Source organism: Streptomyces sp. NPDC017890 (genome assembly GCF_044328675.1).
Classification (GTDB): domain Bacteria; phylum Actinomycetota; class Actinomycetes; order Streptomycetales; family Streptomycetaceae; genus Streptomyces.
In genome coordinates, this window is sequence record NZ_JBIRHU010000003.1 from 22,954 (window position 1) to 48,555 (window position 25,602).

Consider the following 25,602-nt stretch of genomic DNA (forward strand, 5'->3'; position numbering starts at 1 on the left):
GTCAGCCCTGACCGTTCCCCAGGGCCTCCACGGCCTCCTTGGCGGCCTTGATGGCACCCTTGTTGATCTCGTCGGTGCTGGGCGCCTTCCGCGTCTCGAAGTCGCTGCCGTTGTACGTGATGACCACCAGCGCGTTGGCGACACGGGTCATCAGGGTGCCCTCGCGCGTCTCCTGCTTGTCCTCGGTGGTGAGGTTCACGACGGAGTAGGCGGCGTCACCGAGACCGGGTACCGCGCCCCCGCCCGCCTTGCCGGCGGTCCGCTCCTCGTACGACTTCTGCGCCGCCTCGTCCGACTCCATCACCTCGAAGGAGACGTCGAGCCAGCGGTAGTCGTACCCCTTGAGAGCGTTCCAGGAGCACGTGCGGCGCACCTCGGTGTCCGTCGACGGAATCTCCTTGCCCTCCGCCTTGGCGCCCGGGACGAGCGAGGTGACCGTCTTCCCGGCCAGGCTCTCGCAGGGCGCCGGGGCGGCGGCGTACGTCTTCGTCACCGCCTCGGTCGCCGGTGCGGAGGCCGACCGGTTCGTGGTGTCGGGAGGGGTCTTGTCCTTCGCGGCCGACGACGTGTCCGGCCCGGACGACAGCGCCCAGCCCGCCGTGGCGAGCACGGCGACCGGCGCCAGGCGAGCGGTCAGGGCAAGCGGCAGGGGAAGAGAACGCACGGCGCACTTCTCGTGGGGGACGGTGCGGAGAGGGTCCGCACTGCGGACGGGACGCCAGTGTCACACGAGTCCCCGTGAGGCGGAAGGGCGAACTCGGTGCGTGGCCGCCCGGTGACGCAGACGAACGGGAGCGCCGGGTCCGGAGGAGGGGGCCGTCATGGCCGGCCGGCGTCACCGGCCACCCGCCGGCCGCACCGGCTCGTCCCGGCCGTCGGTGGCGGAGGGACACGGCGTCCCGGCCGGGCCGGCGAGCCGCGAGGCGGGGAGCGCGCCGCCGGGGACGGGTGACAGCAGGAACTCGAGGGCCTCCCGCGCGCCACGGCCCCGGACCACCTCGGCGCCGACCGTGCCGGTCGCGGCCACCGCGCCGTAGCCGCCGTGGGCCTCGGCCCGGCGCGGGCCGGCGGCGAGGGCCGTGCGGTCTCCGGCCCGGCGAGGGCCGGCGGTGAGGGTCATGAGGTCTCCTCGGTGGTGGGCACAGCGACGGATTCGGTGGATTCGGCGGATTCGGCGGTGGGGGCGGTCAGGGCGGTCTCGATGCGGTCCACGGCCGCGAACGCGCCGTACGCGACGAGGTGCACCAGGCAGTGGTCGGTGTGCTCGGGACGGCGCCACGCCGCGACGTCCGCGTCCGTGATCCGGTACGGCGCGAGGGCGGCCAGCAGCGCCAGCCGCGCGCCGGGCCGCTCCCGCCGGCCGGGGAACGGGTCCGGGGCGAGCGGCGGATGAGAGCCGTCCCAGGCGCGCAGGGCCCGCCCGACGAGGGCTTGGTCGTCGGCGTCGAGGAGACCCGCGCCCGTCGTGGCGGCGGTGCGCAGTGCCGCGTACGCGGGGCCCACCGGCGTGCCCGCCGCCCACGCCGGTCCCGGGCCGGGGCCGTCGAGCAGGGGCAGGGCGGCGCCGGGCACGGCGGGGCGGCGCACGGCGCGGGACAGCGACCGGCCCGCCAGGCTGCGTACCGGGCGCAGCCGCTGGGCGTCGCCCGGGAGCAGGTTCTCGGTCACCAGGGCCGACACGACACGGTTGATGAAGTGGAAGGCCAGCACGGTGCCCAGGTAGCCGGGAGCCTCCTCGCGCGGGAACGGGTACGGCTCCCGGGCGGCCCCGGGAACCCGGGTGCGCCGCGCCCAGCCGAGCACGCGCGCGTGCCCCTCGTCCTCCGGCTCCTGTCCGCGGGCCAGCCGCTCGGCCAGGGCGTGGTCACCGGTCGCGTGCAGCAGGACGGTGTGCGCGTCCACGCAGAACGGGCACTTGTTGGCGAGCGACACTCCGAACGCGGCGACCTCCTTGCCGGTACGGCCGCCGGGGCCGGCGATCAGGGACTCGCGCATGAGGGCCCAGGCGGGGGCCAGGAGCGCGGGGGCCGAGGAGAGGACGACGAAGGTGGACGGTCCGGCGATGCCGAAGTCCCGGGCGATCTGCGCGTAGACCTCCGCGACGCGGCCGGTGGCCGCCTTCGGCGGAAGCGGTTCGGTGTGACGGAAGGGTGTGGGCATGGACAGCAGCGTCCGTCACCGGGGTGCCCGGGGTCGTCGTACGGCCGGATGCAGTCGGCACTGCGCCGCCGAGGCCCGGCCCCGACGGCCACTACTTCGCCGGGAGTAGTCCGAAAGCCGTCCACAGGGCCGACGCGGCCGCCTGCCGCGCCGTCTAAAGTGCCGGCATGAGTGGGCGTCAGATCGATCGCGAACGGCTCGCCGACGTGATCCTCGCGGTCGTGGTCGGTGCCCTCGGTACGACCGCCGCCGCCTTCGACGACGGCACGGACGCCCTCGGCCGGACGCTCGTCGCCCTCGCCTCGGCGGCGCTCGCCTTCCACCGCGCCGCCCCGCGCGCGGTACTCGCCGTCGCCACCGTGCTCGGCACCGCCTACGTCCTGCACGCCCACCCGGGGCCGCTCTCCGCGCTGCCCGTGCTGGCCGCCGTGCACACCGCGGCCCGGGTCGGCCACCGGGGCGTGGCGGCGGCCGGCGGCGCGGTGTTCCTGGCCGGGTACGTGGCGGCCGGCCCCGGCACGCAGGACGTGGCCGAGCGGGCCGGGCTGCTCGCCGGCTGGTTCCTGTGTGCGGTGGTGACCGGACTCGCCGACCGGAACTGGCAGGCGTATCTGCGCCAGACCGAACAGCGCGCCATGGAGGCGGAACGCACCCGGGAGGAGGCGGCCCTGCGCCGCGCCGGCGAGGAGCGCCTGCGTATCGCCCGTGAGTTGCACGACTCGTTGACGCACAGCATCTCCATCGTCAAGCTCCAGGCGGGCGTCGCCGTCCACCTGGCCCGCAAACGCGGCGAGGAGGTGCCACCGGCACTGCTCGCCATCCAGGAGGCCAGTGGCGAGGCGATGCGTGAGCTGCGCTCCGCCCTCCAGGTGCTGCGCGACGACGAACCGGCCGGCACCCCGGCGCTGCTCGTGGAGCGGGCCCGCGCGGCCGGTCTGGCCGTCGGCCTGACGGTCACCGGTGAGGAGCGCCCGCTGCCGCGGGCCGTCGACCGGGCCGCCTATCGCATCGTCCAGGAGGCGCTCACCAACGCGGCGCGGCACGCGGGACCGGCGAAGGTGAGGGTCCGGATCGACTACGGCCGAGGGAGCGGGGAGTTGGCGATAGACGTGGACGACGACGGAGCCGCCGACCCGGCCCGCCCGCCGGCCCCGGGCACCGGCCTGACCGGCATGCGGGAACGCGTGTCGGCTCTCGGCGGCACCCTGTCCGCCGCCCCGCGCGCGGAGGGCGGCTTCGCGGTGCGGGCCCGGCTGCCACTGGGGGAGACGGTGTGAGCGAGGTCCTGCGGGTGGTGCTCGTCGACGACCAGGCGCTGATGCGCGCCGGCTTCCGGGCGCTCCTCGACGCGGAGGACGGCATCGAGGTGGTCGGCGAGGCCGCGGACGGAGAACAGGGCGTGGCACTGGTGCGGGCCCAGGTGCCCGACGTGGCACTGGTCGACGTGCAGATGCCCGTGATGTCGGGCATCGAGGCGACCCGTCGTATCGCCGCCGATCCGGCCCTGGCCGCCGTCCGGGTGGTCATCCTCACCAACTACGGCCTGGACGAGTACGTCTTCGAGGCTCTGCGGGCGGGTGCGAGCGGCTTCCTGCTGAAGGACACCGAGCCGGCCGACCTGCTCCAGGCCATCGAGGTGGTGGCGCGCGGTGAGGCGCTGCTCTCCCCGTCGGTCACCCGCACCCTGATCGGCGAGTTCGTGGCCCGGCCCCCGGACCGGGCCACCGCCCCCGGCCTGGACTGCCTCACCCGCCGCGAACGCGAGGTCACCGCGCTCGCCGCCCGCGGACTGAGCAACGAGGAGATCGCCGGGCACATGGTGATCAGCCCCCTGACCGCCAAGACGCACATCAGCCGGGCGATGACCAAGCTGGGCGCCCGGGACCGGGCGCAGCTCGTGGTGTTCGCCTACGAATCGGGCCTGGTGGCGGCACGCGGAGCGCGGTAGGCGGGCCGGCCCGGTCCGCGGTCACGGCACGGTCGGCAGACCGGGCCGCGAGGCATCCGGAGCGCGGCCCACCGGAGCCTGCGGGCTCTACGGCACGCGGGCGGTCCACTCCTCACCACTGAACTTGGTGGCGGCGAGTTCTTCGGCGCGGCTCATCTCTTCCGGGGTGACGTGCCCCTGCGCGAGGCCGTAGCGGTTGCGGAAGGAGGCGATCATGTTCTCGATCACCTGCTCCCGGGCTAGGCCCGTCTGGCGGCGGAGCGGGTCGACGCGCTTCTTGGCGCTCTTGGTGCCCTTGTCGGACATCTTCTCCTTGCCGATGCGCAAGACCTCGAGCATCTTGTCGGCGTCGATGTCGTACGACATGGTCACGTGGTGCAGGACGGCTCCAGGACCACCGTCAGGTCCGACCATCCGCTTCTGGGCGGCACCAGCGATCTTGCCGGCGTCGGTGGCGATGTCGTTGAGAGGCTGGTACCAGGCCTTGATGCCCATGTCGCCGAGTGCGCCCAGCACCCAGTCGTCGAGATAGGCGTAACTGTCGGCGAAGGAGAGGCCCGAGACCAGCGCCTCCGGCACCGACAGGGAGTACGTGATCGTGCTCGGCGGCTCCACGAACATGGCCCCTCCGCCGGAGATGCGGCGCACCACGGTCATTCCGTGCTTCGCCGACCCTTCGGGGTCCACCTCGTTGCGCAGTGACTGGAAGCTGCCGATGACCACGGCGGGCGAGGCCCATTCCCAGACCCGCAACGTGGGCGCCCGTCGCCCGGCGGCCACCTCGGCGGTGAGAACCTCGTCCAGTGCCATGTGCAGGGCCGGGGCCTGCGGCTCCATGTGCACCAGTTGCCAGTCGTAGTCGCTCCACTCGGTCGCGTGGGCCAGCGCTCGCCGAACGGCGATGCCGACACCCTCCGCGGTCAGCCCGAACATGACGGTCGACTCCGGCAGCGCCGCCGTGATCCGGGCCGCCAGGCCCGCGGTGTCCAGCGAAGAGGGAGCGCCCTCCAGGGCGTTGTCGATCGAGAGGATCGCCTCGTCGGGCTCGAGGAAGAAGTCCCCGGCGACTCTCACGTCGCGGAGGGTACCTCCTTCGACCTCCAGGTCCACGACGACCAGCTTGCCGCCGGGCACCTTGTATTCGCCATGCACGGCTTCGTTCCCTTCCCGTGCGCGGGGGTGGGTCGTGAGCCAGTTGCTCCGACATCCGGACAGACGCGCACATACTTCGTATCGCACCCTAACGCCCGCTCGCGCCGAGGACGCGCCCGCGTGGAGCTCCCGCTCGGGCGCGTCGTCCCCTCGTCGCCGCCCGGTTCCGCTGCCGAACGGCAGGCCCCCTCAGCGAGCGTCCCCGTCCGCGGTCGGCGGGTGGAAACATGCGATGACGGTCTTGCCGTCCGGACACCGACGGGCCTCCCAGCTGTCGGCCAGGGCGTCGACGAGGAACATGCCGCGTCCGCCGAGGCGTTGGCTGCTCGCGGGCCGCGGTGCGGGCAGGTCCCTGGAGGCGTCGTGCACGGCGACGTGCAGGCAGTGGCCGTCCCACGTCATCACCAGCTGAGCATGGGAATGTGCGTGCACGTGAGCGTTGGTGACCAGTTCGGACACGGTGAGCAGCACGTCATCCACCGTCTGCGGAGCGCTGTCGGTCCAGTCGAGCGTCTCCAGGTGCCCGCGGGCCCAGTCGCGGGCCGTCTTCGGGCTGCTCTGCAGCGGCAGCGAACGCGCCCATCCCACCGCCCGCAGCGACGATTCATCCACGGTGATTCCCCCGGCTCCGGTCCATGCTTCGCGAGTACCCCTGGTTCGCTGATCGAAGCGGTGCGGCCCGGGACCGGCCCGCGGCCCCTGCGCGGGGGCCCCGCCCAGGCGGTCGGCCCGGCGGGCGCGGGCGCGCCTTCGGCATCGCCAACTCTGGTGCCGCCGGGCGGAGATGAGGGATCCCCGCGTGCCGGAGAGCTGCTGGAGCATGTTCGGCTCTTGACGAGAATGGCCGGCGGGGCCCGGGGCAGACGGGTCGGGGAAGAATCCCTGCGACGTGTGGTGACAAGAGAGGCTCCCCATGCTCATGGCACACCCGGCCGTGCTGAAGAACCTGATCGAGCAGTACGAAACGCTGCGCGTCCTGCACGCGGAGAGCAACGGTGAGGAAGTGCGCCGACGGATGGACGACGTCGCCTACACGCTGTGCGTGTCGACCGGCACCCGCGACATCGGCGCCGCCCTGCAGGCCGCCCGCAGCCGGCTGTCCGGAGCCCGCGCCGGGGACGACTCGCTCCTGACCGCCTGACTCCGCGAGCGCATCGGGGCCGGTCCTCACGGCGGGCAGGAGGGGGCCACGTCGGTATCCGGACGAGCGAGGCGTGCCGGCCCTGACCGCCCGGGACGGGCTACAGCCCGGGCTGCCTCGCCCCGCCGGTGTCCACCGGGTGCGGCGACCGGGGCCCGGGCCGCATGCGGTCGGTCTCGTCGTGCACGAGCAGCGACAGCAGGGAGGCCACGGACAGGCCGGCTTCCGCCGGATGACGCAGCACCTTGTCCGGCTCGATGCGGTACGTGTTGCTGCGCCCGTCCCGGGTGTGGGAGAGGTAACCGTCCTGCTCCAGATCGGAGATGATCCGCTGGACGGCGCGCTCGGTGAGCCGGCAGTGGGCAGCGATGTCACGGATCCGGACGTTCGGGTTGTCGGCGATGGCCGCCAGCACGCGCGCGTGGTTGGTGACGAACGTCCATCCGGTGTGAGATTCAGGCAGTCCAACCATGCGGGCATTCTAGGGACCCTTGTTGCCGGACACCGAATACGTGACATACTTTTCGCGTAACGGATGGCGTGAACCCCACGGGAAAGTTCAGAGGAGGGCCCGAGGGTGTCTTGGCACGAGGCCTGTACATCAGGGCACATGCGCGAGGGCGGCGGGATCGGGGAGCGGTCGGCCGGACAGGCCGGCCTGAGAGAGTGGGACGGGGCTGCGGTGGTGCAGTACGAATGGCGCGACGCCTGGGTCGTCGTCGCACGCGGGTCCTACGACATGCACTCGATCACGCCCCTGGCGGACGCGCTGGACACCGCGGCCACGGAGCACCGGAAGGTGGTCCTGGACGCCTCCGGCATCACGTTCGCGGACTCGACGCTGCTGAACCTGCTGATCCTCACCCACCGCACGACCGACCTGCGCGTGGCCGCGCCGACACAGCAGTTGCGGCGGATCCTGGAACTCACCGGAGTCGACACCGTCCTGAAGGTGGGGGCGACGGTGGAGGAGGCCGCCGCCTGCTAGACCGTCCCGCACGCCACAGCGCGTCAGCGGCGGCAGAAGCCGGGCAGCGCAGCCCTCGCACCGGCGCCGGTATGCGTGTGGCTCACCGCACCGGACTCGCGCTCCGCCGGAGGGCCGACGCGTGAAGGGCCAGGTCGCCGGGCATCCGAAGTGGATGAACTGGGGAGGTGCCTGTGCTGAGTGGTGAGGGCTTGGGCCTGGACGAGGTGTTGCGGGCGGCGGAGGGAGCCGCGCCGGTGGAGTCGGTGGACGTGGTGGCCCGGAACCTGGAGAAGCGGTTCTCGGCGAGAGAAGTGTCCTTCCTGTTCGTCGACATGCTCGGTCGGGAAGCCGTACGGCTGCCCAGAGCCGGTACGGCGGAGCAGGAGCGCGGTGAGCCGGAGAGACTCGGGCTGGCGGGGAGCGTGTACGACCGGGTACTGCGCTCCCAGCGCCTGCACCAGGAGGACGACGGGGAGGGCTGCCACCGGATGGTGGCCCCGGTGACGAACCGAGGCGACTGCATCGGCGTACTGGACCTGGTGGTGCCGCACGCGGACGACACGGTCCGCGACGCGGTGGCTCAGGCGGCGCACGCGCTCGCGTACATCGTGGTCACCGACCGCCGCTTCACCGACCTCTACCACTGCTGCCGGCGCACCACCCCCATGAGCCTGGCCGCGGAGATCCAGCACCAGCTGCTGCCGTCGGCGCCCTGCTGCGAGGCCGAACACTTCACCCTGGTCGGAGGCCTGGTCCCGGCCGACGACATCGGCGGCGACACCTACGACTACGCCCTCGACCAGGACACCCTCCACCTGTCGATCACCGACGCGATGGGACACGACACCGCCTCCGCACTGCTGGCCACGCTGACCGTCAACGCGCTGCGCGGAGCACGCCGCGCCGGACGCGGCATCCTCGACCAGGCGTACGCCGCCCACGAGGCGATCACCAGCCATGCCCGGGGCATGACCACCGGGCAGCTGCTGCGGGTCCAGCTGGACACCGGCGCCTGCGAGTTGGTCAACGCCGGCCACCCCTGGCCCCTGCGGCTGCGCGGCACCCGCGTCGACCAGCTGGCCATAAAGGTGAACATGCCGTTCGGGGTGCCCGCTCCGGTCACCTACCAGGTGCAGCGGCTGCGACTGGAGCCCGGCGACCGCCTGGTGCTGATCACCGACGGCATGCACGACCGCGCCGCGGCCGCGGTCGACCTGCGGGCCCTCATCCGCGACACCCGCGACGAACACCCCCGTGAAGCGGTCCGGGCGCTGACCGCGGCGGTCCACGACGCGTGCGGGGGATCACTGCCCGACGATGCCACCACACTGATCCTGGACTGGCACGGCAACCGTCCGGAGCGCCGCCGCACCAGCGGTACGCCCACCCCTGAACCTCGGTGACCGTGCGGTCCGGTCACGACGAGGACACCGCGGACACGCGGGACCCGGCGGACAGCCGCCCGCCCCGCCTGCTTTCCCGTTGCCGGTCACCGTCTCCCCGACTGCGTCTACGCTTGCTCCGGGCCAGGGGCGTACGCGAGTGTCCCTGCTCGGCCGTCCCGGCCGGACGCGCTCGTGCGGCTGCCGGGCGCCACCGCTGTGGAACGGGTGACCGCGAGGCGGGTACTGCCGCGCGGGCGAGGGGGAAGGAGGGCGGGACCATTGGGATCCCACGCGGACGACGACCGTCGTACCGGAGCGGACGAGCACGCGATGCGCGCCGGCTACGCCCTGGGCGGGGACGACGGCTGCATCGCGGACGCCCGGCACCACGCCGCCGTCTTCCTCGACCGGGCCCGCGCCGACCACCACCTGCCCGTGACCGCACGTGTGCGGGACCTGACCCAACTGGTCGTCAGTGAACTGGTCACCAACGCCCGCAAGTACGCCCCCGGCCCCGTCCTGATGGAACTGCGCGTCACCGCCGGCCGCGTGGACGTCGTCGTGTGGGACAGCGACCCCACCGTTCCCACCGCGCGGGCCGCCGATCCCGCCAGAATCGGCCAGCACGGCCTGGAGATCGTCAAGGCCGTCACCGAAGACCTGTTCATCGAGCAGGAGCCGGCCGGCAAACGCATCACGGCCCGCATCGCCCTGTCCGACGCCGGTTAGCCTGACCGCATGCGTGTCACCAGGGAGCTGCCGTCGCTCGCCGCCGGCGAAGTGGACGTGCCCTTCGTGATCAAGGGGTACGAGGAGGTCGTCGCCGACGACACGGCCTGGAACGAACACTCGCATCCGTGGCACGAACTCCTGTGGAACGAGCACGGCGCGTCCACGGTCGTGGTGGGTTCCCACGTGTGGTGCGTCACGCCGACACTGGGACTGTGGATGCCGGCGGGCCAGCTGCACTCCGCCTCCGCGGTCGCGGGCACCTCGTACCGGGCCCACTTCTTCCGGCACGGCACGGTGTCGGCGCTGCCCGACGTGCCGGTCGCCGTGGACATCACCCCGCTGCTCCGGCTCCTCCTGGAGCGGCTCGAGGAGGCGGACCTGCCGTCGCGCTCCCGTGCCGTGACCGAGACGATGGTCCTCGACGTCCTGCGGCCGTCGGCCCGGGCACTGCTGGTGCAGATGCCCACGTCCGCGTTGCTGCGGCCCATCGTGGACGCGGTACGGGCCGACCCCGCCCACCAGCGGACGCTGACCGGCTGGGCCTCCTCCCTCGGGTGCAGTGCCCGCACCCTGACCCGTGCGTTCCGGACCGAGACGGGCACGAGTTTCGCCCGGTGGGTCGCCGCGGTACGGGCCCAGCACGCCGTGCAGCTCCTCTCCCGCGGATTCGAGGTCGACGTGGTGGCCGACGCGGTCGGCTACCGCTCGGCGAGCGCCTTCGGGGCGGCCTTCCGGCGGACGACGGGCACGACTCCGGGCAGGTTCCGGGCGCGCTGACACAGCGGGGGCGGCGAGGGCCTGCCCGGAAGCCGGCGCCGTTCCGTAGCGATGCCCGTGTCCGCCGATGTCCCGATCGCTACAAGGGCTGTCGAAAAGGCTCGATTGATGTGCGCACACCGGCTCCATACGCTGTGCAGGCAAGCCTTACCTAAGTTGCCGTGCACCTCTGAAGTCGCACCCTGCATCGAAAGTGACGACACGCGTCGATGAGACCTCCACGCCTTCCCGCGCTCGCCCTCGCGGCGGCCCTCCTGTCCGTCCTCACCGCCTGCGGCGGCCAGGACGGTGACCAGGACGACAGCAGCGCCGCCGGTGCCGGTGCCGGCGCCGACGGCTCCGGCCAGTTCCCCGTGACGATCAAGCACGCGCTCGGGACCACCGAGATCCCCTCGAAGCCCAAGCGCGTCGCCACCGTGAACTGGGCCAACGAGGAAGTGCCGCTCGCCCTCGGCGTCGTACCCGTCGGCATGGCCAAGGCCACCTTCGGCGACGACGACGCGGACGGCGTCCTGCCCTGGACCGAGAAGCGCCTCGAGGAACTCGGCGCCAAGACGCCCGTCCTGTTCGACGAGACCGACGGCATCGACTTCGAGGCCGTCGCCGACACCGAGCCGGACGTCATCCTCGCCGCGTACTCCGGGCTGACCGAACAGGACTACGAGACCCTCAGCCAGATCGCCCCCGTGGTGGCCTACCCCGAGGCCGCCTGGGCGACCCCGTGGCGCGACATCATCCGCCAGAACAGCAAGGCCATCGGACTCGCCGACGAGGGCGACAAGCTCATCGGCGGGCTCGAGGGCCGGATCAGCGAGACCGCCGCCAAGTACCCGCAGCTCAAGGGCAAGACGGCGATGTTCATGACGCACGTGTCGTCCAAGGACGTCAGCCAGGTCGGCTTCTACACGACCCACGACACCCGCACGCAGTTCTTCACCGACCTCGGCATGAAGATCCCCGCCAGCGTCTCGGGGCCGTCCGAGTCGACGAAGAAGTTCGTCCTCACCAAGAGCGCCGAGCGCATTGACGACTTCAACGACGTCGACATCATCACCGGCTACGGCGACGACACGGGCGAACTGCTGAAGGCACTCAAGGAGGACCCGCTCACCTCGAAGCTCGCCGCCGTCGAGCGGGACTCCATCTACCTGCTGCCCGGCAGCACCCCGCTGGCCACCGCCGCCAACCCCACCCCGCTGTCGATCCCGTACGTCCTGGACGACTACGTGAAGGCGCTCGCCGCGGCCGCGGACAAGGTCAAGTGACCGTCACCGACACCCCGATCGCGCCGGACGCCGTCCTCGTACGGCGTCCGGCGCGCGTCCGCGTCCTGTGGCTCCTCGTGGTCGCCGCGGTCCTCATCGCCGCCATGACGGCCTCCCTCGCCTTCGGCTCCCGCACCGTCGCCTGGTCCGACGTGTGGGCGGCGCTCGGCGGAGCGGAGTCCACCCTGGAGGAGGCCGCGGTCGCCAAGCGCATCCCCCGCACCCTCCTCGCCGTCGTCGTGGGCGCCGCCCTGGGACTCTCCGGCGCGGTCATGCAGGGGGTGACCCGCAACCCCCTGGCCGACCCCGGCATCCTCGGCGTCAACATGGGCGCCTCCCTGGCCGTGGTCACCGCCATCGCCTACTTCGGCCTCGCGTCGGTGTCCGGGTACATCTGGGTGGCGATGCTCGGGGCGGCGCTGACCGCCGGCTTCGTGTACGCCATCGGCTCGCTGGGCCGCGGCGGCGCCACCCCCCTGAAGCTGGCCCTCGCCGGTGCCGCCATCACGGCCGCGCTGACCTCACTGGTCAGTGCCGTCGTACTGCCCCGCAACGACATCTCCGACGCCTTCCGGCTGTGGCAGATCGGCGGCGTCGGAGGCGCCTCCTACGGCCAGCTCGGCAGCGTCCTGCCCTTCCTCGCCGCCGGATTCGTGATCTGCCTGGCCTCCGCCCGCGCCCTCAACTCGCTGGCACTGGGCGACGACATGGCCGCCGGGCTCGGTGAGCGGGTGGCCCTCGTCCGGGCCGGCGCGGCGCTGGGCGCGGTCGTGCTGTGCGGCGCGTCCACAGCCGTCGCCGGACCGATCGTCTTCGTCGGTCTCGTCGTACCGCACGCCTGCCGGCTCCTGGCGGGCGTCGACCACCGCTGGCTGCTGCCGTTCTCCGCGCTGAGCGGCGCGGTCCTCCTGACGGCCGCGGACGTGGTGGGCCGGGTCGTGGCCCGGCCGGCCGAGATCGACGTGGGGATCCTGACCGCCATCGTCGGCGCCCCCTTCTTCATCCACATCGTCCGCCGGCAGAAGGTCAGGTCCCTGTGAGCGCCCCAGCCGTCCGCGCCCCGTCCACGCGGGCGGCCGTCACCCGGGCACGGGTCCGCGGCGCGTACCGGCGCCGGCTTCTCGTCCTGACGCTGCTGCTCCTCGTCGTCGCCGCGTTCGTCATGACACTCATGGCCGGCCACACCTTCTACCCGCCCGGCGACGTGCTGCGCGTGGTCATGGGCGAGCAGGTCCCGGGCGCGTCCTTCACCGTCGGCACGCTGCGGCTGCCGCGGGCGGTGCTCGCCCTGACCGCCGGATTCAGCTTCGGCATGGCCGGCGTCACCTTCCAGACGATGCTCCGCAACCCGCTCGCCAGCCCCGACGTCATCGGCATCAGCTCGGGAGCGAGCGCGGCGGCGGCCATCGCCATCGTGACGTTCTCGATGAGCGGCACCGAGGTGTCGGTCGTGGCGATCGCCGCCGCGCTCGGGGTGGCGCTGCTCATGTACACCCTCGCGTTCCGCGACGGGGTCGCCGGCACCCGGCTCATCCTGATCGGCATCGGTGTCGCCGCCCTGCTCGACAGCGTCACCTCCTACGTCCTGTCGCAGGCCGGTGAATGGGACCTCCAGGAGGCGATGCGCTGGCTCACGGGCAGCCTCAACGGCACCACGTGGGAGGAGACCGTGCCCGCCGTCCTCGCCGTGCTCGTACTCGGACCCGTGCTGCTGTCCCGGGCCCGCGACCTGAGCGCGCTGAGTCTGGGCGACGACACGGCCTCCGCGCTCGGCGTCCGCGTCGAACGCACCCGCGTCACGGTGATCGTCGCCGCCGTCGGACTGATCGCGTTCGCCACGGCGGCCGCCGGACCGATCGCCTTCGTCGCGTTCCTCTCCGGGCCGATCGCCGCCCGGCTGACGGGGACCGGAGGATCCCTGCTGGTGCCGGCCGGCCTCGTCGGCGCCCTGCTCGTGCTGGTCGCCGACTTCACCGGCCAGTACGCCTTCGACACCCGCTACCCCGTGGGCATCGTCACCGGCGTCCTCGGCGCGCCCTACCTCGTCTACCTGATCGTCCGCACCAACCGGGCCGGAGGCTCACTGTGACCGCGTCCCACACCCTCGCCACCGAGGACCTCACGCTCGGCTACGGCGACCGAGCCGTCATCGAGGGCCTGGACCTGACCCTCGCGGCCGGGCGGATCACGGTGATCGTCGGCGCCAACGCCTGCGGCAAGTCGACGCTGCTGCGCGCGATGTCCCGACTGCTCGTCCCACGCACCGGCCGCGTGGTCCTGGACGGCAGGGAGGTCCACCGCACCCCCGCCAAGGAACTCGCCCGTACCCTCGGCCTGTTGCCCCAGTCACCCGTCACGCCCGAGGGCATCACCGTGCTGGACCTGGTCGGCCGGGGCCGCCACCCCCATCAGCGCGCCTTCTCCCGCTGGACGGCGAAGGACGACGAGGCGGTCGCCGCCGCGCTGGAGGCGACACGCACGACCGACCTGATGGACAGGGCGGTCGACGAACTCTCCGGCGGCCAGCGCCAGCGCGTGTGGATCGCGATGGCGCTGGCCCAGCAGACCGACCTGCTGCTCCTCGACGAACCCACCACGTTCCTCGACATCAGCCACCAGATCGAGGTCCTCGACCTGCTGACCGACCTGAACCGGACCCGCGGCACCACGATCGTCATGGTCCTGCACGACCTCAACCTGGCCGCACGCTACGCGGACCGGCTCGTCGCCCTGGCCTCCGGACGACTCCACGCGGCCGGTACGACCGGGGAAGTGATGACCGAGGACACCGTCCGGGCCGTGTACGGCATGGAGAGCCGCGTCATCGAGGACCCGGTCTCCGGCAAGCCGCTCGTGCTGCCGATCGGCCGCCACCACTCGACGGCGGCGGATGCCGGGGCCACGGCCGGGGCCCCTTCGACCGCGCGGAGCACGGGCTGACCACGCGTGGTGGCACCCCGGCCCGGGGCGTCATCACACACGCGCGGATCATGGACGGGACGAGGCCGCCCCCCGTGCCCGTCCGCCACCCGGCGCGTCCCAGACCACCGATCACGCCCGGAACGCCCGAACGGCGCCCCCGGCACCAGGAACACGGAGTACGTCCATGCCCTCGTCCCACCCGCAGCCGCCCCCCGCGGCAGCCGCGTCGCCGCGGTGTGCGCCAGTCGTGCGCCCGGCGCCCGGACCGGCCGGGAGCCGCTGAGCCATGACCTCGAAGCTCGCCGCGCTGATGCCCGACCTCGCGCCCTGGCGCTCGTCCCGGGACTTCCGCCTCCTGTGGTCGCAGGGACTGGTCACCTACCTCGGCAGTGTGATGGCACTGATCGCGCTGCCGCTCCAGATCAAGGAACTGACCGGCTCACCCCTCGCGGTGGGCGTGATGGGCGCCGTCGAACTGGTACCGCTGGTCGTCTTCGGCCTGTACGGCGGGGCACTCGCGGACGCGGTGGACCGGCGCAAGGTCATCGTGCTGACCGAAGCGGGAATGGGACTGCTGGCGGTCGTCCTGCTGCTGAACGCGATGCTGCCGCAGCCCGCACTGTGGCCCCTGTACGTGGTGGCGGCATCGGTCGCGGCACTCGCCGGACTGCAACGCCCCGCACTGGACTCGCTGCTGGCCCGGATCGTCCCGCACGACCAGCTCGCCGCGGCGGCCGCGCTGAACGCCCTGCGCTGGCAGGCCGGCGCGATCGCCGGGCCCGCGGCGGCGGGCCTCGTCGTTGCCTACGCGGGCAACATCCCCGCGTACGCCACCACCGTGGTCTGCTTCACCCTCTCCATCCTGATGTGCCGCAGGCTCTCGCCGGTGCCGCCCGCCGAGCACGCGGCCAAGCCGTCATGGCGCGGCATCGCCGAAGGGGCCAGGTACGCCTGGTCCAGGCCGGTGCTGCTGGGCACGTACGCGATCGACCTGGCGGCGATGTTCTTCGCCTTCCCGAACACCATCTTCCCCTTCCTCGCCGACGAGCTCGACGCCGACTGGTCGCTGGGTCTGATGTACTCGGCGGGCGCCGTCGGGTCGCTGGTGGTCAGCCTGACCAGCGGCTGGGTGTCACGGACGCGACGGCACGGCCTGCTCGTGGTGTTCGGCGCCGCCGGCTGGGGACTGGCCATGGCAGCGGCCGGCTGGACGTCACAGGTCTGGCTGGTCCTGATGTGCCTCGCGCTGGCGGGAGCGGGGGACATGGTCAGCGGGCTGGGCCGCTCCACCATCTGGAACCAGACCATTCCCGACCGGCTGCGCGGCCGGCTGGCCGGCATCGAGGTCCTGTCCTACAGCATCGGTCCGCAACTCGGCCAGGTCCGCGCCGGGGCGATGGCCGGCTGGACCGGCGCCCGCCCGGCGATCTGGACCGGCGGGCTGGCCTGCGTCGCCGCGGTGGGCCTGCTCACCATCACGCTGCCCAAGCTGCTCAGCTACGACGCCCGGACCGACGAGGACGCCGCCCGCCGCCGCGCCGACGAGGGCGTCGAACCCGGTTCCCCGGGCACCGCCGGAGCCGGATCACAGGACGCGGGTCCCACCGCCGTCACTCCCGGGCCGGGCGGGGAGCAGTTGTGAGGCCGCCGAGTCCGGCGCGGTAGGCCGCGAGGCGGCTCGTCCGGCCGATGGTGAGGGCTCCGACCAGTCGGCCGGCCCGGTGGTAGGAGATTTCGAGGCGGCGGGCCTTGAGGTCGTACTCGACGACGCGGGCCTCGTCCGACGCGGCCGGCAGACCGACCGAGCGGATCCTGACGCCGTGCAGGTCCGACCAGAAGGACGGTACGCCCGTGTACGGTCGCGGGGCGGCCGGATCGAGAAGTGTGTGCGCGGCGGTCGTCGACTGTTCCACGGCGTCGGTCCAGTGCCCCGGCGCCAGTGGCTCGCCGCCGGCCAGCGGTTGCGGCACCCTGGCGACGTCTCCGGCGGCGACCACACCGGGCACGACCGTCCCGTCGGGGCGCAGGGCGCGCAGGTACGCATCGCAGCGCACACCGCCCTCGGCCGCGATGCCGGAGCCGGCCAGCCAGCCGGTGGCGGGGGCCGCCCCGAGGGCCAGCACGGCGCTGTCGGCGGGCAGTTCGCTGCCGTCCGAGAGCCGGACGCCAAAGATCCGGCCGTCGGCCGACGAGAAGAAGTCCGTGACCGTGGTGCCGGTCCGCAGGTCGATGCCCGCCTCGCGATGGAGCGCGGCCAGGTATGCGCCACCCTCGGCGCCGAGGGCACGTTCCAGTGGCTGGGGACCCGCCTCGACCAGTGTGACGTCGAGGCCCCGGCGACGGGCGGCGGCCGCGATCTCGCCGCCGAGGAAACCCGCCCCGACGACGACGAGCCGCCGCCCGGGCAGGAGTTCGGCCCGCAGCGCGAGCGCGTCGTCCCGGCCGCGGAGGGTGAACACGCCGTGGGGCGGTGCGGGCCGGTCCGAGGGCCAGCCGCGCGCGGTCGAACCGGTGGCGATCAGCAGCCCGTCGTACGGCAGGCGCGACCCGTCGGAGAGGGTCACGGTCCTCGTGTGCGGTTCGAGGCCTACCGCGGGCCGGCCGAGCAGCCATCGGGCCCCGAGGTCTTCGGACAGCGGCAGTTCGGTGCGCATGGGCGGCCCGTCGCAGACCAGTACCTGCTTCGAGAGCGGCGGACGGTCGTACGGCTGGTGCGGTTCGTCGCCGACGACGGTCAGCGTCCCGGTGAAGCCCTGGGCTCGCAGGGTCTGGGCCGCCCGCAGGCCGGCCAGGGAGGCGCCCACCACCAGCAGCTCCCGTGGGGCGGTACGGCTCACGAGGCGGCCGCCCGGACGGTGACGGCGCGCGCCGGGCAGACGGCGGCGGCCCTCTCGGCCGCGTCGCGCAGGCTGTCGGACGGACCGGCGTCGTACACGAGGTGGTCCTCGTCGTCGAAGGAGAAGATCCCGGGCGCCGCGAAGACGCACTGCCCGTGGCTCTCGCAGAGGTTCATGTCCACGGTGATCTGCATGTCTGGCTCCGTTGCGGGTGCGAGGTCGAGTCGAGGGGCGCCGGTGCCACTCAGGCCGCCGGCGGGTTGAAGCGGGAGTAGCCGGGCGCCGTCCAGCGCAGGGGGGAGGCCGCCGGCATCTCCCGTACGGCCTCGACGGAGAAGTCCACCAGGCGCTGCGCGCCGGGAGTCCGCGCGATCTCCTCGGCGTCCCACACGGTGTGCGCGGTGCCGGTGAGAAGCAGTGCGGAGCCCGTCTCCCAGTCGGGGAAGACGAGGCCCGCCGCCGGGTTGAGCAGCAGGTTGCCGAGCGTGAGGAACATGGCGTTCCCCACGTAGTCGGGCCAGCGCAGCAGGGTCGGGGAGAGGACCCGCACGAAGCCGGGGTTCCCTCCTCGGTGCGAGGCGTCCGCGTCGCCCCGGTCCGAGGTGGTGGCGATGAAGAAGGTGTCCGAGGCGCTCACCGTCCGCTGCTGGGCGGCGCTGAGTTCCGTGCCGTCGGTGACGGTACGGGCGCCGGCCGCCTTCTCCCACTCGGCCGGCGGGAGGATGCGGTGGGTGCGCTTCTGTATGTACTTGGGGCAGTTGGCGATGACCTGGTCCAGGCCGACGCGCAGGCCGCCGCCGGACCGGACGGCCGTACCGTTCATGCGCATCCGGCGCCGGGTGGCGGGCTCGACGGCGATCATGCCGATCCGGGCCGGACCGTCGGCCCCCGCTGTCGCCAGTACCGGCGACAGCGGGTCCTCGGCGGGCGGAAGCGCGTCGATGACGAGGGTGCGGGGATCGGGCACCCGGAGGAACCCGGGCGCCCCCGCCAGCTGGGTGGCCCAGACCCGGCCCGCGGAGTCGGTACCCCCCATGACGATCAGCGGCTGTTCGGCGAGGAACGCGGCCGCGACGGCGGGGACCGAGTCGCCGATGCCGCCGAGGGAGAAGCGTGCCTGGTCGGTGAGAGCCGATCGCTCCTGCACTGCGACCTCACCGCTGTGATAAGTGGCCACGGCATACCTTTCCGGAGGGCCCGATGCGTCGGGGAGCGGTCGATGCGGGGGCGGCGGGGCCTGCTCCCTAGAAGAAGCCGCAGGTCGGCGCGCCGGGGGTCGGGGCGTCGGCCGGGTCGGCTCCGGTGGGGGCGTAGATCTCCAACCGGATGCCGTCGGGGTCGGTGAAGAAGATGCCGCCCGATGTGGCGCTCTCGCCGTGCGGTACGACGCCGTCGTGGCTGAACTCGGCGCCCAGGCCGCGCAGTACCTCTTCGGTTGCCCTGACTTCTTCGATGCTGTCGACCTGGAAGGAGAGGTGGTGCAGACCGGCCCGGTCCGCCGCGAAGGCGGTGTCGCTCTGCTGCCAGAGGGTGACGAGCAGGCGGGAGCCGCGGCCGAGGAAGGCCCAGCGCCGGCTCTCGTCCTTGCCCTCGGCCAGGACGTCGAAGTCGAAGACCTCGCGGTAGAAGGGCAGCGAGCGGTCCAGGTCGGTGACGTTCAGTCCGACGTGGCCGGTCTGCAGGTCGGGTGCCTTGCTCATCGTCGATCACATGCCTTCCGTAGGGGCGAGGAGAACCTCGTAACCGGTGAAAATGAAGTTAGTGGTTAGGTTGGCGGCCCGTCAACCGGTGATCAGCGAATGACCGGTTACCGTTGGTGGGGCGATCACGTCTCCACTCCAAGGAAGGACCCGGCCCGTGCCGTCACCTCCCGAGACCGACCCTCGGCCGCTGATCGGCGAGCCTCTCTCCATCGACCTGCTCAACACCCGGTGGATCGACGCCGAAGGCCGTCACGAGCTGCTCGACTCCGTCGCGGGCCTGGCGGTGTGGCTGGGCAGCCCGTCGGTCCGGCGGAGTCTCGGTGACCGGCCCGTACCGGTGGACGAGCAGACGCTGGACCGGCTCCTCCAGGCGCGCGCGGCGCTCGACAAGGCCGTCGCCGCCCTGGACCGTCCGGCTCCGGAAGCCGTGGCCGCCCTCAACGACGTCCTGGCGCACGGCCTGGTCCGTCACCTGCTGGGGCCCGACGGCCGGCCGGGCGTCGTGGTCGAGGTCGACACGCCGTCCTGGCTGCCGGCCTGGTCGGCAGCCGAAGACTTCCTGCGGCTGCTCGCCGACCGCCCCGACCGCATCCGTCCCTGCGCCAACGACGAGTGCGTGCTGCACTTCTACGACGTCTCGAAGAACGGAACCCGGCGCTGGTGCTCGATGGCCGGCTGCGGCAACCGCGCCAAGGCCCGCCGCCACTACGCCCGCCGCGTCATGTGACCGGGGCCGGCGTCGCGACCTGGACGGTCTCCGCATTCTCGGCCACCGCCGCGCAACGGCCCCGCGCGACTGCCTGGTCTCTCCTCCGGGCCGATCCGAGCCGGGCGTAGACTCCCCGGACTCTTCCCGATGTGGTCCGCGGCACCGACGAGGCCGGCCGACGCAGGCGAAAACCGAGGTGAGGCATGCAGTTCAGCACCCGACCCACGCTTCAGGGATCCTTCGGCATGGTGGCGACCACCCACTGGCTGGCCTCGCAGTCGGCCATGGCGGTGCTGGAGGACGGGGGCAACGCCTACGACGCCGCCGTGGCCGGGGCCTTCGTCCTGCACGTCGTCGAGCCGCACCTCAACGGGCCCGCCGGTGAGGTGCCGATCCTGCTCGCCCCGGCGGGCGGCGAGGTGCAGGTGCTGTGCGGACAGGGCGTGGCGCCCGCCGGGGCGACGGTCGCGCACTACAAGGGCCTCGGTCTGGACCTCGTCCCCGGCACCGGACCGCTCGCCGCCGCCGTGCCCGGCGCCTTCGACGCGTGGCTGCTCCTGCTGCGCGACCACGGCACCAAGCCGCTGGCCGACGTGCTGAAGTACGCCATCGGCTACGCCGAGCACGGGCACCCGCCCGTGGAGCGCGTGACGGAGACCGTCGAGACCGTGCGGGAGCTGTTCGAGACGGAGTGGACGACCTCGGCCGGGGTCTACCTGCCGGACGGCCGTCCGCCGCGCCCCGGCGAGCTCTTCCGCAACCCCGCCCTCGCCGCCACCTGGAAACGGCTGCTCGCCGAGGCCGCCGGGGCGGGGGGCCGGGAGGCGGAGATCGACGCCGCCCGGGAGGTCTGGCGCACCGGGTTCGTCGCCGAGGCCCTCGTGCGGCAGGCCGGGCGGCCCACCATGGACACCAGCGGCGAGCGCCGCACCGGCACGCTGACGGCCGCCGACCTCGCCGGCTGGTCCGCGTCCTACGAGGCCCCGGCGACGTACGACTGGAACGGCTGGACCGTCTGCAAGGCCGGCCCCTGGAGCCAGGGCCCCGTCCTGCTCCAGCAGCTGGCGCTGCTCCCGCCCGAACTGCCCGCCTACGGCTCCGCCGACTACGTCCACCTGCTGATCGAGGGCTGCAAGCTCGCCATGGCCGACCGGGAGGCCTGGTACGGGGACGCGGACGGCGCGGCCGGGGTGCCGCTCGGCGACCTGCTGTCACCGGAGTACAACGCGGTACGCCGCAAGCTCGTCGGCGACACCGCGTCCTTCGAGCTGCGGCCCGGCAGTCCCGGCGGGCGCACCCCGCGGCTCAGCGCCCACGCGCGCGTGGCGGCCGTCGAGGCAGAGGGCTTCGACGCCTTGGGGGTCGGCGAGCCGACGGTCGCCAAGAGCCCGACGTCCCCGGTGCCGGGTGAACCGGACGTCGGCGCCGACGGGGGCACCCGCGGCGACACCTGCCACCTCGACATCGTGGACCGCTGGGGCAACATGGTCTCGGCCACGCCCAGCGGCGGCTGGCTCCAGTCCAACCCCGTCGTGCCCGAACTGGGCTTCCCGCTCGGCACCCGGCTCCAGATGACCTGGCTGGAGGAGGGCCTGCCCAACTCGCTCACGCCCGGCCGCCGGCCCCGCACCACGCTCACGCCCTCCATAGCCCTGCGCGACGGGGTGCCCGTCATGGCGTTCGGCACGCCCGGCGGCGACCAGCAGGACCAGTGGCAGACGCACTTCCTGCTGGCGGTCGCGCTGCGTGCGCACGTGCGCGGCGGGCTCGACCTCCAGGGCGCGATCGACGCACCGAACTGGCACAACGACAGCTTCCCCGGCTCCTTCTTCCCGCGCGGCATGCGGGCGGGCGGCGTCACCGTGGAGTCCCGCGTGCCGACGGAGGTCGTCGAGGAGCTGCGGCGCCGCGGGCACGACGTGACGGTCGGCGAGGCCTGGTCGGAGGGGCGGCTGTGCGCCGTCGCGCGGAATCCGGAGACGGGCGTGCTGTCGGCGGCGGCGAACCCGCGCGGCATGCAGGGATACGCGGTCGGCCGCTGACACCCGGACCTCGTGTGCGTGGACTCCCGCCCACGTGATCGCGGACTCCCGAACCTCATGTTCGTGCCGATTCCACCCGGAGTACACCACCCGGGTGGGGATTGTCAGTGGGGCGTGCTCTCATGGAGTCATGATCGAGAACAACGAAACCATCGACGAGTTTCTCGCCCGGCACGCCGACGAGGTGGAGGATGCCGTCCGCCAGGCGGCGGCCCTGGAGATCATGCCGCGCTGGCGCCGGCTCGCGGCACACGAGGTCGACGAGAAGGCCGGCCCGCACGACCTGGTGACGGACGCCGACCGCAAGGCCGAGCTGTACCTCACCGAGGCCCTGGCCGCCCTGCTGCCCGGCTCGGTCGTGGTCGGCGAGGAGGCGGTGCACGACAATCCCGCCTCGTACGAGGCGATACGCGGCGAGGCGCCGGTGTGGATCGTCGACCCCGTCGACGGGACGCGGCAGTTCGTGCACGGCGACCCGGGCTTCTGCACACTGGTGGCGCTCGCCCACCACGGAGTCGTGCACGCCTCCTGGACCTACGCCCCCGCCGACGACCGACTCGCCACGGCCGTGCGCGGCCGGGGCGCCTTCCTGGACGGTGAGCGGCTCTACGCCGGCCCGCCCGAGCCCGGCCGCGACCTGCGGGTCGCCACCTCCCACCCGGACTACACGACCGACGAGCAGAAGCAGGCCCTGCTCGGCCTGCGCACCCCGGGTGTGGCACCCCGTGCCTGCGGCTCGGCCGGACTGGAGTACCTCGCCGTCGCCCAGGGTGAGTCCGACGCCACGGCCTTCTCCTGGGAGGCCGCGTGGGACCACGCCGCGGGGCTCCTCCTCGTCGAGGAGGCGGGAGGCACCCACCTGACCCGCACGGGCGAGCCCTTCCGGATCACGGGCGGCAACGAACTGCCGTTCACCGCGGCCCGCGACGCGGCCACGGCCCGCCAGGTGGTGGCGCTGCTGGCGGGCGAGGCCTGACCGCCGGGGTGCGGCTCCGCCCGGCAGATCCCCGTGCCCCGGTGACCCGTCGCGTGATCGACTGTCGGTTCAGACAGTCGTCATCGGACGTACCGGAGTCACCTTGCCCATACATGTCACCGCCCTCACCGACCCCGACCGCACCCCGTCCAGCCATCGCCTCGCATGGCTGGCCTGCGGGGACGACGGCGACCCGCTCGGGTACGCGTTCCTGCGCCTGTTCACCGAGGAAGGCCAGGAACACCTGGCCGAGCTGCGGCTGAACGTGCACGCGGCGGAGCGGCGCAGGCGGGTCGGGACCCGGCTCCTGGACACGGCGGTGGCCGCCGCGCGGGAGGACGGCCGGCGGTCGGTGGTCGCTCAGGCCGACGCGGAAACGCCCGGCGACCGCTTCCTCGCCGCGAGCGGCTTCCGCGTGGTGCTGGGACTGACTTACGCCCGGCTCGCCCTGGACGAGCCCGACGCCGACCGGACCGACGGGACCCACGCGATCGCCGACCGGCCGCATCCCGGCTACCGCCTCGTGTCATGGCACGGCACCGTCCCCGACGAGCTCGCGAAGACCTTCGCCGCGTCACGCCGCGCGCTGGACGACATGCCGATGGGGGACACCGACTACGGCATCGTGGTCTGGGACGTCGAACGGGTCCTGGCCGCAGCCAAGGCCGTCGCCGACCGCGGCGACCTGCTCACCACGGTGGCCGCGGTCGACGAGGCGGACGGCTCGATCGCCGGCTTCTCGGAGCTCGTCGTGCCGGGCGACGGCAAGGGCGACGGACTCCACTACGGCACCGGCGTACTGCCCGAGCACCGCGGCCACGGCCTCGGCCGCTGGATGAAGGCCGAGTCGATCCGCCTCGCCCGCACGCGACACCCCGCACTCGCCGGCCTGGTCACCGACACGGCCGACGGCAACACACACATGCGGCGCATCAACGACGCCCTGGGATACGTCCCCACCCACAAGGCCCTGGAGTACCAGCTCGACCTGTGACGGCCGAAGCCGGTACCCGGTCACCGTCCACCGGGTACCGGCCCGTCAGGCCACCACCACTTCCTCGGCGAGGAACTTCTCCACGAACTCCCGTGCGCGACGGTCGAAATCGGCGTACTGCGCCTCACGCTCGGCGCCCGCGACCGCGTCGCCGACCAGCAGGCTGCCCTCGGCGTCCACGCGCTGCGGGCGCTCCTCCGCGTCGGTGAGCAGACCGACGGTGGAGCGGGAGAAGCCGCAGTAGTAGGCGATGCCCTCACTCAGGTTGGTCTCCAGGACGGACTGCATGCCCTCCACGACGGCGTCGTCGGCGGTGGCGCCGGCCAGACCCAGCCACAGGATGCGCTTGCCCGCGAGGCGGGGCTTGCTGCGGCCGTAGGCGAACCCGTAGTTCCACACGCGGTCGATCCACCCCTTGAGGACGGCGGGCACACTCTGCCAGTACACCGGGAAGACGGCGACGACGACCTCGGCGGCGAGGATGCGCCGCATGTGGGCGTGCGTCTCGTCCGAGTACGGCTTCTCCCGGTCGCCCCAGTCCGGCTGGTCCGCCACGTTCATCCGCGGGTCGAACCCCTCGGCGTGCAGGTCGAGCAGGTCGACCCGGTACCCGGCGGCCTCGAGCCGGTCGGCGGTGCGACGGGCGGTGTGCGCGGTGAGGGAATCGGTGCGGTGGTGAGCGAGGACCACGAGGGCCGTCCTGGCGTCGCTGCTGTGCTGCGTCACGGTGTCTCCCGGCTGTTCTCGATCAGTTCGACGAGTCCAGTACAGCCGCGGTCACTTGGATGATCCATGGGAGAAACCCTCCGAAACATAGGAGAGCGTCTACGATGTCTTCCGTGGATCCCCTGAGTTCGCTGCTGAGCGGCATCCGGGCCGAGGGTTCGGTCGTCAGTCACGCCGTACTGACGGCGCCCTGGACCATCCGCTTCGCCGACGGCGCACCGCTCACCATGGTCAGCGTGCTGCGCGGCGGCGGCACCCTGCTGCTGCCCGACGGAACGGAGCGGGCCGTCGGCGTGGGCGACACGGCCATCGTGCGCGGTCCCGCACCGTTCTGCCTGGCGGACCGTCCCGGCACCGTCCACCGCCCGCACGCCGAGTACGAGATCGCCTGCTTCACGGAAGCCGCCTGCACGGCCCAGGAACTCGGCGGTATCCGCTGGGGCACCGACCCGGACGGGGCGACCGCGCTGATCGTGGGCGCCTACCGCGCCTCCGGCCACCGCCACGAACGGCTCCTGCGCGCCCTGCCGCCCGTCCTGGTGATCAACGAGGACGTCGAGGTCTGCGCCTGGCTGGAGACGGCCGCCGCCGACGCCGCCCAGCGCTCGGCCGGTTCCCAGGCGCTGATGGACCGGCTCCTCGACTGGGCTCTGGTCTGCACCCTGCGCAACTGGTTCGACCAGGCCGGCGTCGACGCGCCCAACTGGTACCGCGGCCTCGCCGACCCGGTCCTCGCCCCCGCCCTGCAGGCCTTCCACGACCGGCCCGCCGAGCCCTGGACGGTGGCGTCGCTGGCCACGCGAGCCGGCGTCTCCCGGGCGCTGTTCGCCAAGCGCTTCACCCAGGTGATGGACCGGCCGCCCCTCGCCTACCTCACCGAATGCCGCATGGCCGACGCCGAGGCGATGCTGGCCGACACCGACCTGGGCATCGCGGAGATCGCCAGGTCCGTCGGCTACGCCGACGCCTTCGGCTTCAGCGCCGCCTTCAAGCGCCACAGGGGACTGAGCCCCAGCGGGTTCCGGGCCGCCGCGGCGGCGTGAGCCCCGCCGCGGGCGGCGAGGTCACCAGCCCCGACGGCCCGGTACAGCGACCGGCGCGCGGCCCGCCCGCCCACGGCCGCGGGCTGTCGGACCCCGGGCATATCCTGATTCCCAGTGGCC

Annotated in this window: 28 protein-coding genes; 17 read left to right on the forward strand and 11 right to left on the reverse strand. The window is 73.0% G+C overall.

Annotated features, from left to right (window positions below; all coding sequences use genetic code 11):
- Position 1 precedes the first annotated feature (1 nt).
- The 3 genes from ACH4F2_RS05000 to ACH4F2_RS05010 all read right to left on the reverse strand — a co-directional run bounded on the left by ACH4F2_RS05000 (position 2) and on the right by ACH4F2_RS05010 (position 2,160).
- Positions 2-664 (reverse strand): hypothetical protein, encoded by a 663-nt coding sequence (locus tag ACH4F2_RS05000; protein ID WP_398131285.1) that lies wholly within the window; start codon positions 662-664, stop codon positions 2-4.
- A 171-nt stretch (positions 665-835) separates the two neighbouring features.
- Positions 836-1,120 carry a hypothetical protein gene (locus ACH4F2_RS05005; RefSeq protein ID WP_398131286.1) on the reverse strand — a complete coding sequence of 95 codons (285 nt, stop codon included), beginning with the start codon at positions 1,118-1,120 and terminating at the stop codon, positions 836-838.
- Positions 1,117-2,160 carry a DNA-binding protein gene (locus ACH4F2_RS05010; protein WP_398131287.1) on the reverse strand — a complete coding sequence of 348 codons (1,044 nt, stop codon included), beginning with the start codon at positions 2,158-2,160 and terminating at the stop codon, positions 1,117-1,119. The genes ACH4F2_RS05005 and ACH4F2_RS05010 overlap by 4 nt, the downstream gene beginning before the upstream one ends.
- Positions 2,161-2,327: 167 nt before the next feature.
- On the opposite strand from ACH4F2_RS05010, the gene ACH4F2_RS05015 reads away from it, so the two are divergent.
- Complete coding sequence (locus tag ACH4F2_RS05015; protein WP_398131288.1) at positions 2,328-3,437, forward strand: sensor histidine kinase; 1,110 nt, start codon at positions 2,328-2,330, stop codon at positions 3,435-3,437.
- Positions 3,434-4,108 carry a response regulator gene (locus tag ACH4F2_RS05020; RefSeq protein ID WP_398131289.1) on the forward strand — a complete coding sequence of 225 codons (675 nt, stop codon included), beginning with the start codon at positions 3,434-3,436 and terminating at the stop codon, positions 4,106-4,108. Before ACH4F2_RS05015 ends, ACH4F2_RS05020 begins: the two co-directional genes overlap by 4 nt.
- Positions 4,109-4,195: 87 nt before the next feature.
- On the opposite strand, the gene ACH4F2_RS05025 is transcribed toward ACH4F2_RS05020, so the two are convergent.
- Complete coding sequence (locus tag ACH4F2_RS05025; protein WP_398131290.1) at positions 4,196-5,260, reverse strand: biotin/lipoate A/B protein ligase family protein; 1,065 nt, start codon at positions 5,258-5,260, stop codon at positions 4,196-4,198.
- Positions 5,261-5,449: 189 nt separating this feature from the next.
- The gene (locus ACH4F2_RS05030; protein WP_398131291.1) at positions 5,450-5,872 is read right to left on the reverse strand and encodes an ATP-binding protein; all 423 of its coding nucleotides are present in this window, start codon (positions 5,870-5,872) and stop codon (positions 5,450-5,452) included.
- A 301-nt stretch (positions 5,873-6,173) separates the two neighbouring features.
- Here ACH4F2_RS05030 and ACH4F2_RS05035 point away from each other — a divergent pair, with 301 nt between their 5' ends.
- Positions 6,174-6,401: a DUF5133 domain-containing protein gene (locus tag ACH4F2_RS05035; RefSeq protein WP_398131292.1), complete on the forward strand. Its 228-nt coding sequence runs from the start codon at positions 6,174-6,176 to the stop codon at positions 6,399-6,401.
- A gap of 100 nt (positions 6,402-6,501) precedes the next feature.
- Here ACH4F2_RS05035 and ACH4F2_RS05040 read toward each other — a convergent pair whose 3' ends face one another.
- On the reverse strand, positions 6,502-6,873 hold the full coding sequence (locus tag ACH4F2_RS05040) for a helix-turn-helix transcriptional regulator (protein WP_398131293.1): 372 nt from the start codon (positions 6,871-6,873) through the stop codon (positions 6,502-6,504).
- Between the two features lie 138 nt (positions 6,874-7,011).
- On the opposite strand from ACH4F2_RS05040, the gene ACH4F2_RS05045 reads away from it, so the two are divergent.
- From ACH4F2_RS05045 to ACH4F2_RS05085, 9 genes are all read left to right on the forward strand, one after another.
- Positions 7,012-7,389 (forward strand): STAS domain-containing protein, encoded by a 378-nt coding sequence (locus ACH4F2_RS05045; protein WP_398131294.1) that lies wholly within the window; start codon positions 7,012-7,014, stop codon positions 7,387-7,389.
- 176 nt (positions 7,390-7,565) lie between these two features.
- Positions 7,566-8,774: a PP2C family protein-serine/threonine phosphatase gene (locus tag ACH4F2_RS05050; protein WP_398131577.1), complete on the forward strand. Its 1,209-nt coding sequence runs from the start codon at positions 7,566-7,568 to the stop codon at positions 8,772-8,774.
- Positions 8,775-9,035: 261 nt separating this feature from the next.
- Positions 9,036-9,485 (forward strand): ATP-binding protein, encoded by a 450-nt coding sequence (locus ACH4F2_RS05055; RefSeq protein ID WP_398131295.1) that lies wholly within the window; start codon positions 9,036-9,038, stop codon positions 9,483-9,485.
- Between the two features lie 9 nt (positions 9,486-9,494).
- Positions 9,495-10,265, forward strand: coding sequence for an AraC family transcriptional regulator (locus ACH4F2_RS05060; RefSeq protein ID WP_398131296.1), 771 nt, complete (start codon positions 9,495-9,497; stop codon positions 10,263-10,265).
- Between the two features lie 209 nt (positions 10,266-10,474).
- Positions 10,475-11,530 carry an iron-siderophore ABC transporter substrate-binding protein gene (locus tag ACH4F2_RS05065; RefSeq protein ID WP_398131297.1) on the forward strand — a complete coding sequence of 352 codons (1,056 nt, stop codon included), beginning with the start codon at positions 10,475-10,477 and terminating at the stop codon, positions 11,528-11,530.
- Entirely contained in the window at positions 11,527-12,570 is a 1,044-nt protein-coding gene (locus tag ACH4F2_RS05070; protein ID WP_398131298.1) for a FecCD family ABC transporter permease, read from the forward strand. Before ACH4F2_RS05065 ends, ACH4F2_RS05070 begins: the two co-directional genes overlap by 4 nt.
- Complete coding sequence (locus ACH4F2_RS05075; protein WP_398131299.1) at positions 12,567-13,619, forward strand: FecCD family ABC transporter permease; 1,053 nt, start codon at positions 12,567-12,569, stop codon at positions 13,617-13,619. Before ACH4F2_RS05070 ends, ACH4F2_RS05075 begins: the two co-directional genes overlap by 4 nt.
- Positions 13,616-14,470: an ABC transporter ATP-binding protein gene (locus ACH4F2_RS05080; RefSeq protein ID WP_398131300.1), complete on the forward strand. Its 855-nt coding sequence runs from the start codon at positions 13,616-13,618 to the stop codon at positions 14,468-14,470. The genes ACH4F2_RS05075 and ACH4F2_RS05080 overlap by 4 nt, the downstream gene beginning before the upstream one ends.
- Before the next feature lie 268 nt (positions 14,471-14,738).
- Positions 14,739-16,094, forward strand: coding sequence for an MFS transporter (locus ACH4F2_RS05085; RefSeq protein ID WP_398131301.1), 1,356 nt, complete (start codon positions 14,739-14,741; stop codon positions 16,092-16,094).
- On the opposite strand, the gene ACH4F2_RS05090 is transcribed toward ACH4F2_RS05085, so the two are convergent.
- From ACH4F2_RS05090 to ACH4F2_RS05105, 4 genes are all read right to left on the reverse strand, one after another.
- Entirely contained in the window at positions 16,063-17,289 is a 1,227-nt protein-coding gene (locus ACH4F2_RS05090; protein ID WP_398131302.1) for an NAD(P)/FAD-dependent oxidoreductase, read from the reverse strand. The two genes, ACH4F2_RS05085 and ACH4F2_RS05090, sit on opposite strands and share 32 nt — an antisense overlap.
- The gene (locus tag ACH4F2_RS05095; protein WP_398131303.1) at positions 17,286-17,483 is read right to left on the reverse strand and encodes a ferredoxin; all 198 of its coding nucleotides are present in this window, start codon (positions 17,481-17,483) and stop codon (positions 17,286-17,288) included. Before ACH4F2_RS05095 ends, ACH4F2_RS05090 begins: the two co-directional genes overlap by 4 nt.
- 50 nt (positions 17,484-17,533) lie before the next feature.
- Complete coding sequence (locus tag ACH4F2_RS05100; RefSeq protein WP_398131304.1) at positions 17,534-18,466, reverse strand: pyridoxamine 5'-phosphate oxidase family protein; 933 nt, start codon at positions 18,464-18,466, stop codon at positions 17,534-17,536.
- Positions 18,467-18,533: 67 nt separating this feature from the next.
- The gene (locus ACH4F2_RS05105; protein WP_398131305.1) at positions 18,534-18,989 is read right to left on the reverse strand and encodes a VOC family protein; all 456 of its coding nucleotides are present in this window, start codon (positions 18,987-18,989) and stop codon (positions 18,534-18,536) included.
- Positions 18,990-19,146: 157 nt separating this feature from the next.
- On the opposite strand from ACH4F2_RS05105, the gene ACH4F2_RS05110 reads away from it, so the two are divergent.
- From ACH4F2_RS05110 to ACH4F2_RS05125, 4 genes are all read left to right on the forward strand, one after another.
- Positions 19,147-19,719 carry a CGNR zinc finger domain-containing protein gene (locus tag ACH4F2_RS05110; RefSeq protein ID WP_398131306.1) on the forward strand — a complete coding sequence of 191 codons (573 nt, stop codon included), beginning with the start codon at positions 19,147-19,149 and terminating at the stop codon, positions 19,717-19,719.
- Between the two features lie 185 nt (positions 19,720-19,904).
- Entirely contained in the window at positions 19,905-21,743 is a 1,839-nt protein-coding gene (locus ACH4F2_RS05115) for a gamma-glutamyltransferase family protein (RefSeq protein ID WP_398131307.1), read from the forward strand.
- 130 nt (positions 21,744-21,873) lie between these two features.
- Entirely contained in the window at positions 21,874-22,719 is an 846-nt protein-coding gene (locus ACH4F2_RS05120; RefSeq protein ID WP_398131308.1) for an inositol monophosphatase family protein, read from the forward strand.
- 103 nt (positions 22,720-22,822) lie between these two features.
- Positions 22,823-23,713, forward strand: a complete 891-nt coding sequence (locus ACH4F2_RS05125; protein ID WP_398131309.1) for a GNAT family N-acetyltransferase — start codon at positions 22,823-22,825, stop codon at positions 23,711-23,713.
- A 45-nt stretch (positions 23,714-23,758) separates the two neighbouring features.
- Here the strand turns inward: ACH4F2_RS05125 and ACH4F2_RS05130 are convergent, their stop codons facing one another.
- Entirely contained in the window at positions 23,759-24,439 is a 681-nt protein-coding gene (locus ACH4F2_RS05130) for an NAD(P)H oxidoreductase (RefSeq protein WP_398131310.1), read from the reverse strand.
- A gap of 104 nt (positions 24,440-24,543) precedes the next feature.
- Here ACH4F2_RS05130 and ACH4F2_RS05135 point away from each other — a divergent pair, with 104 nt between their 5' ends.
- Positions 24,544-25,482 (forward strand): AraC family transcriptional regulator, encoded by a 939-nt coding sequence (locus tag ACH4F2_RS05135; RefSeq protein WP_398131311.1) that lies wholly within the window; start codon positions 24,544-24,546, stop codon positions 25,480-25,482.
- Positions 25,483-25,602: the final 120 nt, after the last annotated feature.

Excerpts from the sequence above, each read along its gene's own strand:
- ACH4F2_RS05085 (WP_398131301.1), top strand. The coding sequence starts at position 14,739 with ATGACCTCGAAGCTCGCCGCGCTGATGCCCGACCTCGCGCCCTGGCGC.
- ACH4F2_RS05120 (WP_398131308.1), top strand. The coding sequence starts at position 21,874 with ATGATCGAGAACAACGAAACCATCGACGAGTTTCTCGCCCGGCACGCC.
- ACH4F2_RS05065 (WP_398131297.1), top strand. The coding sequence starts at position 10,475 with ATGAGACCTCCACGCCTTCCCGCGCTCGCCCTCGCGGCGGCCCTCCTG.
- ACH4F2_RS05060 (WP_398131296.1), top strand. The coding sequence starts at position 9,495 with ATGCGTGTCACCAGGGAGCTGCCGTCGCTCGCCGCCGGCGAAGTGGAC.
- ACH4F2_RS05005 (WP_398131286.1), bottom strand. The coding sequence starts at position 1,120 with ATGACCCTCACCGCCGGCCCTCGCCGGGCCGGAGACCGCACGGCCCTC.
- ACH4F2_RS05035 (WP_398131292.1), top strand. The coding sequence starts at position 6,174 with ATGCTCATGGCACACCCGGCCGTGCTGAAGAACCTGATCGAGCAGTAC.
- ACH4F2_RS05095 (WP_398131303.1), bottom strand. The coding sequence starts at position 17,483 with ATGCAGATCACCGTGGACATGAACCTCTGCGAGAGCCACGGGCAGTGC.
- ACH4F2_RS05010 (WP_398131287.1), bottom strand. The coding sequence starts at position 2,160 with ATGCCCACACCCTTCCGTCACACCGAACCGCTTCCGCCGAAGGCGGCC.
- ACH4F2_RS05040 (WP_398131293.1), bottom strand. The coding sequence starts at position 6,873 with ATGGTTGGACTGCCTGAATCTCACACCGGATGGACGTTCGTCACCAAC.
- ACH4F2_RS05015 (WP_398131288.1), top strand. The coding sequence starts at position 2,328 with ATGAGTGGGCGTCAGATCGATCGCGAACGGCTCGCCGACGTGATCCTC.
- ACH4F2_RS05115 (WP_398131307.1), top strand. The coding sequence starts at position 19,905 with ATGCAGTTCAGCACCCGACCCACGCTTCAGGGATCCTTCGGCATGGTG.
- ACH4F2_RS05045 (WP_398131294.1), top strand. The coding sequence starts at position 7,012 with ATGCGCGAGGGCGGCGGGATCGGGGAGCGGTCGGCCGGACAGGCCGGC.
- ACH4F2_RS05105 (WP_398131305.1), bottom strand. The coding sequence starts at position 18,989 with ATGAGCAAGGCACCCGACCTGCAGACCGGCCACGTCGGACTGAACGTC.
- ACH4F2_RS05135 (WP_398131311.1), top strand. The coding sequence starts at position 24,544 with ATGTCTTCCGTGGATCCCCTGAGTTCGCTGCTGAGCGGCATCCGGGCC.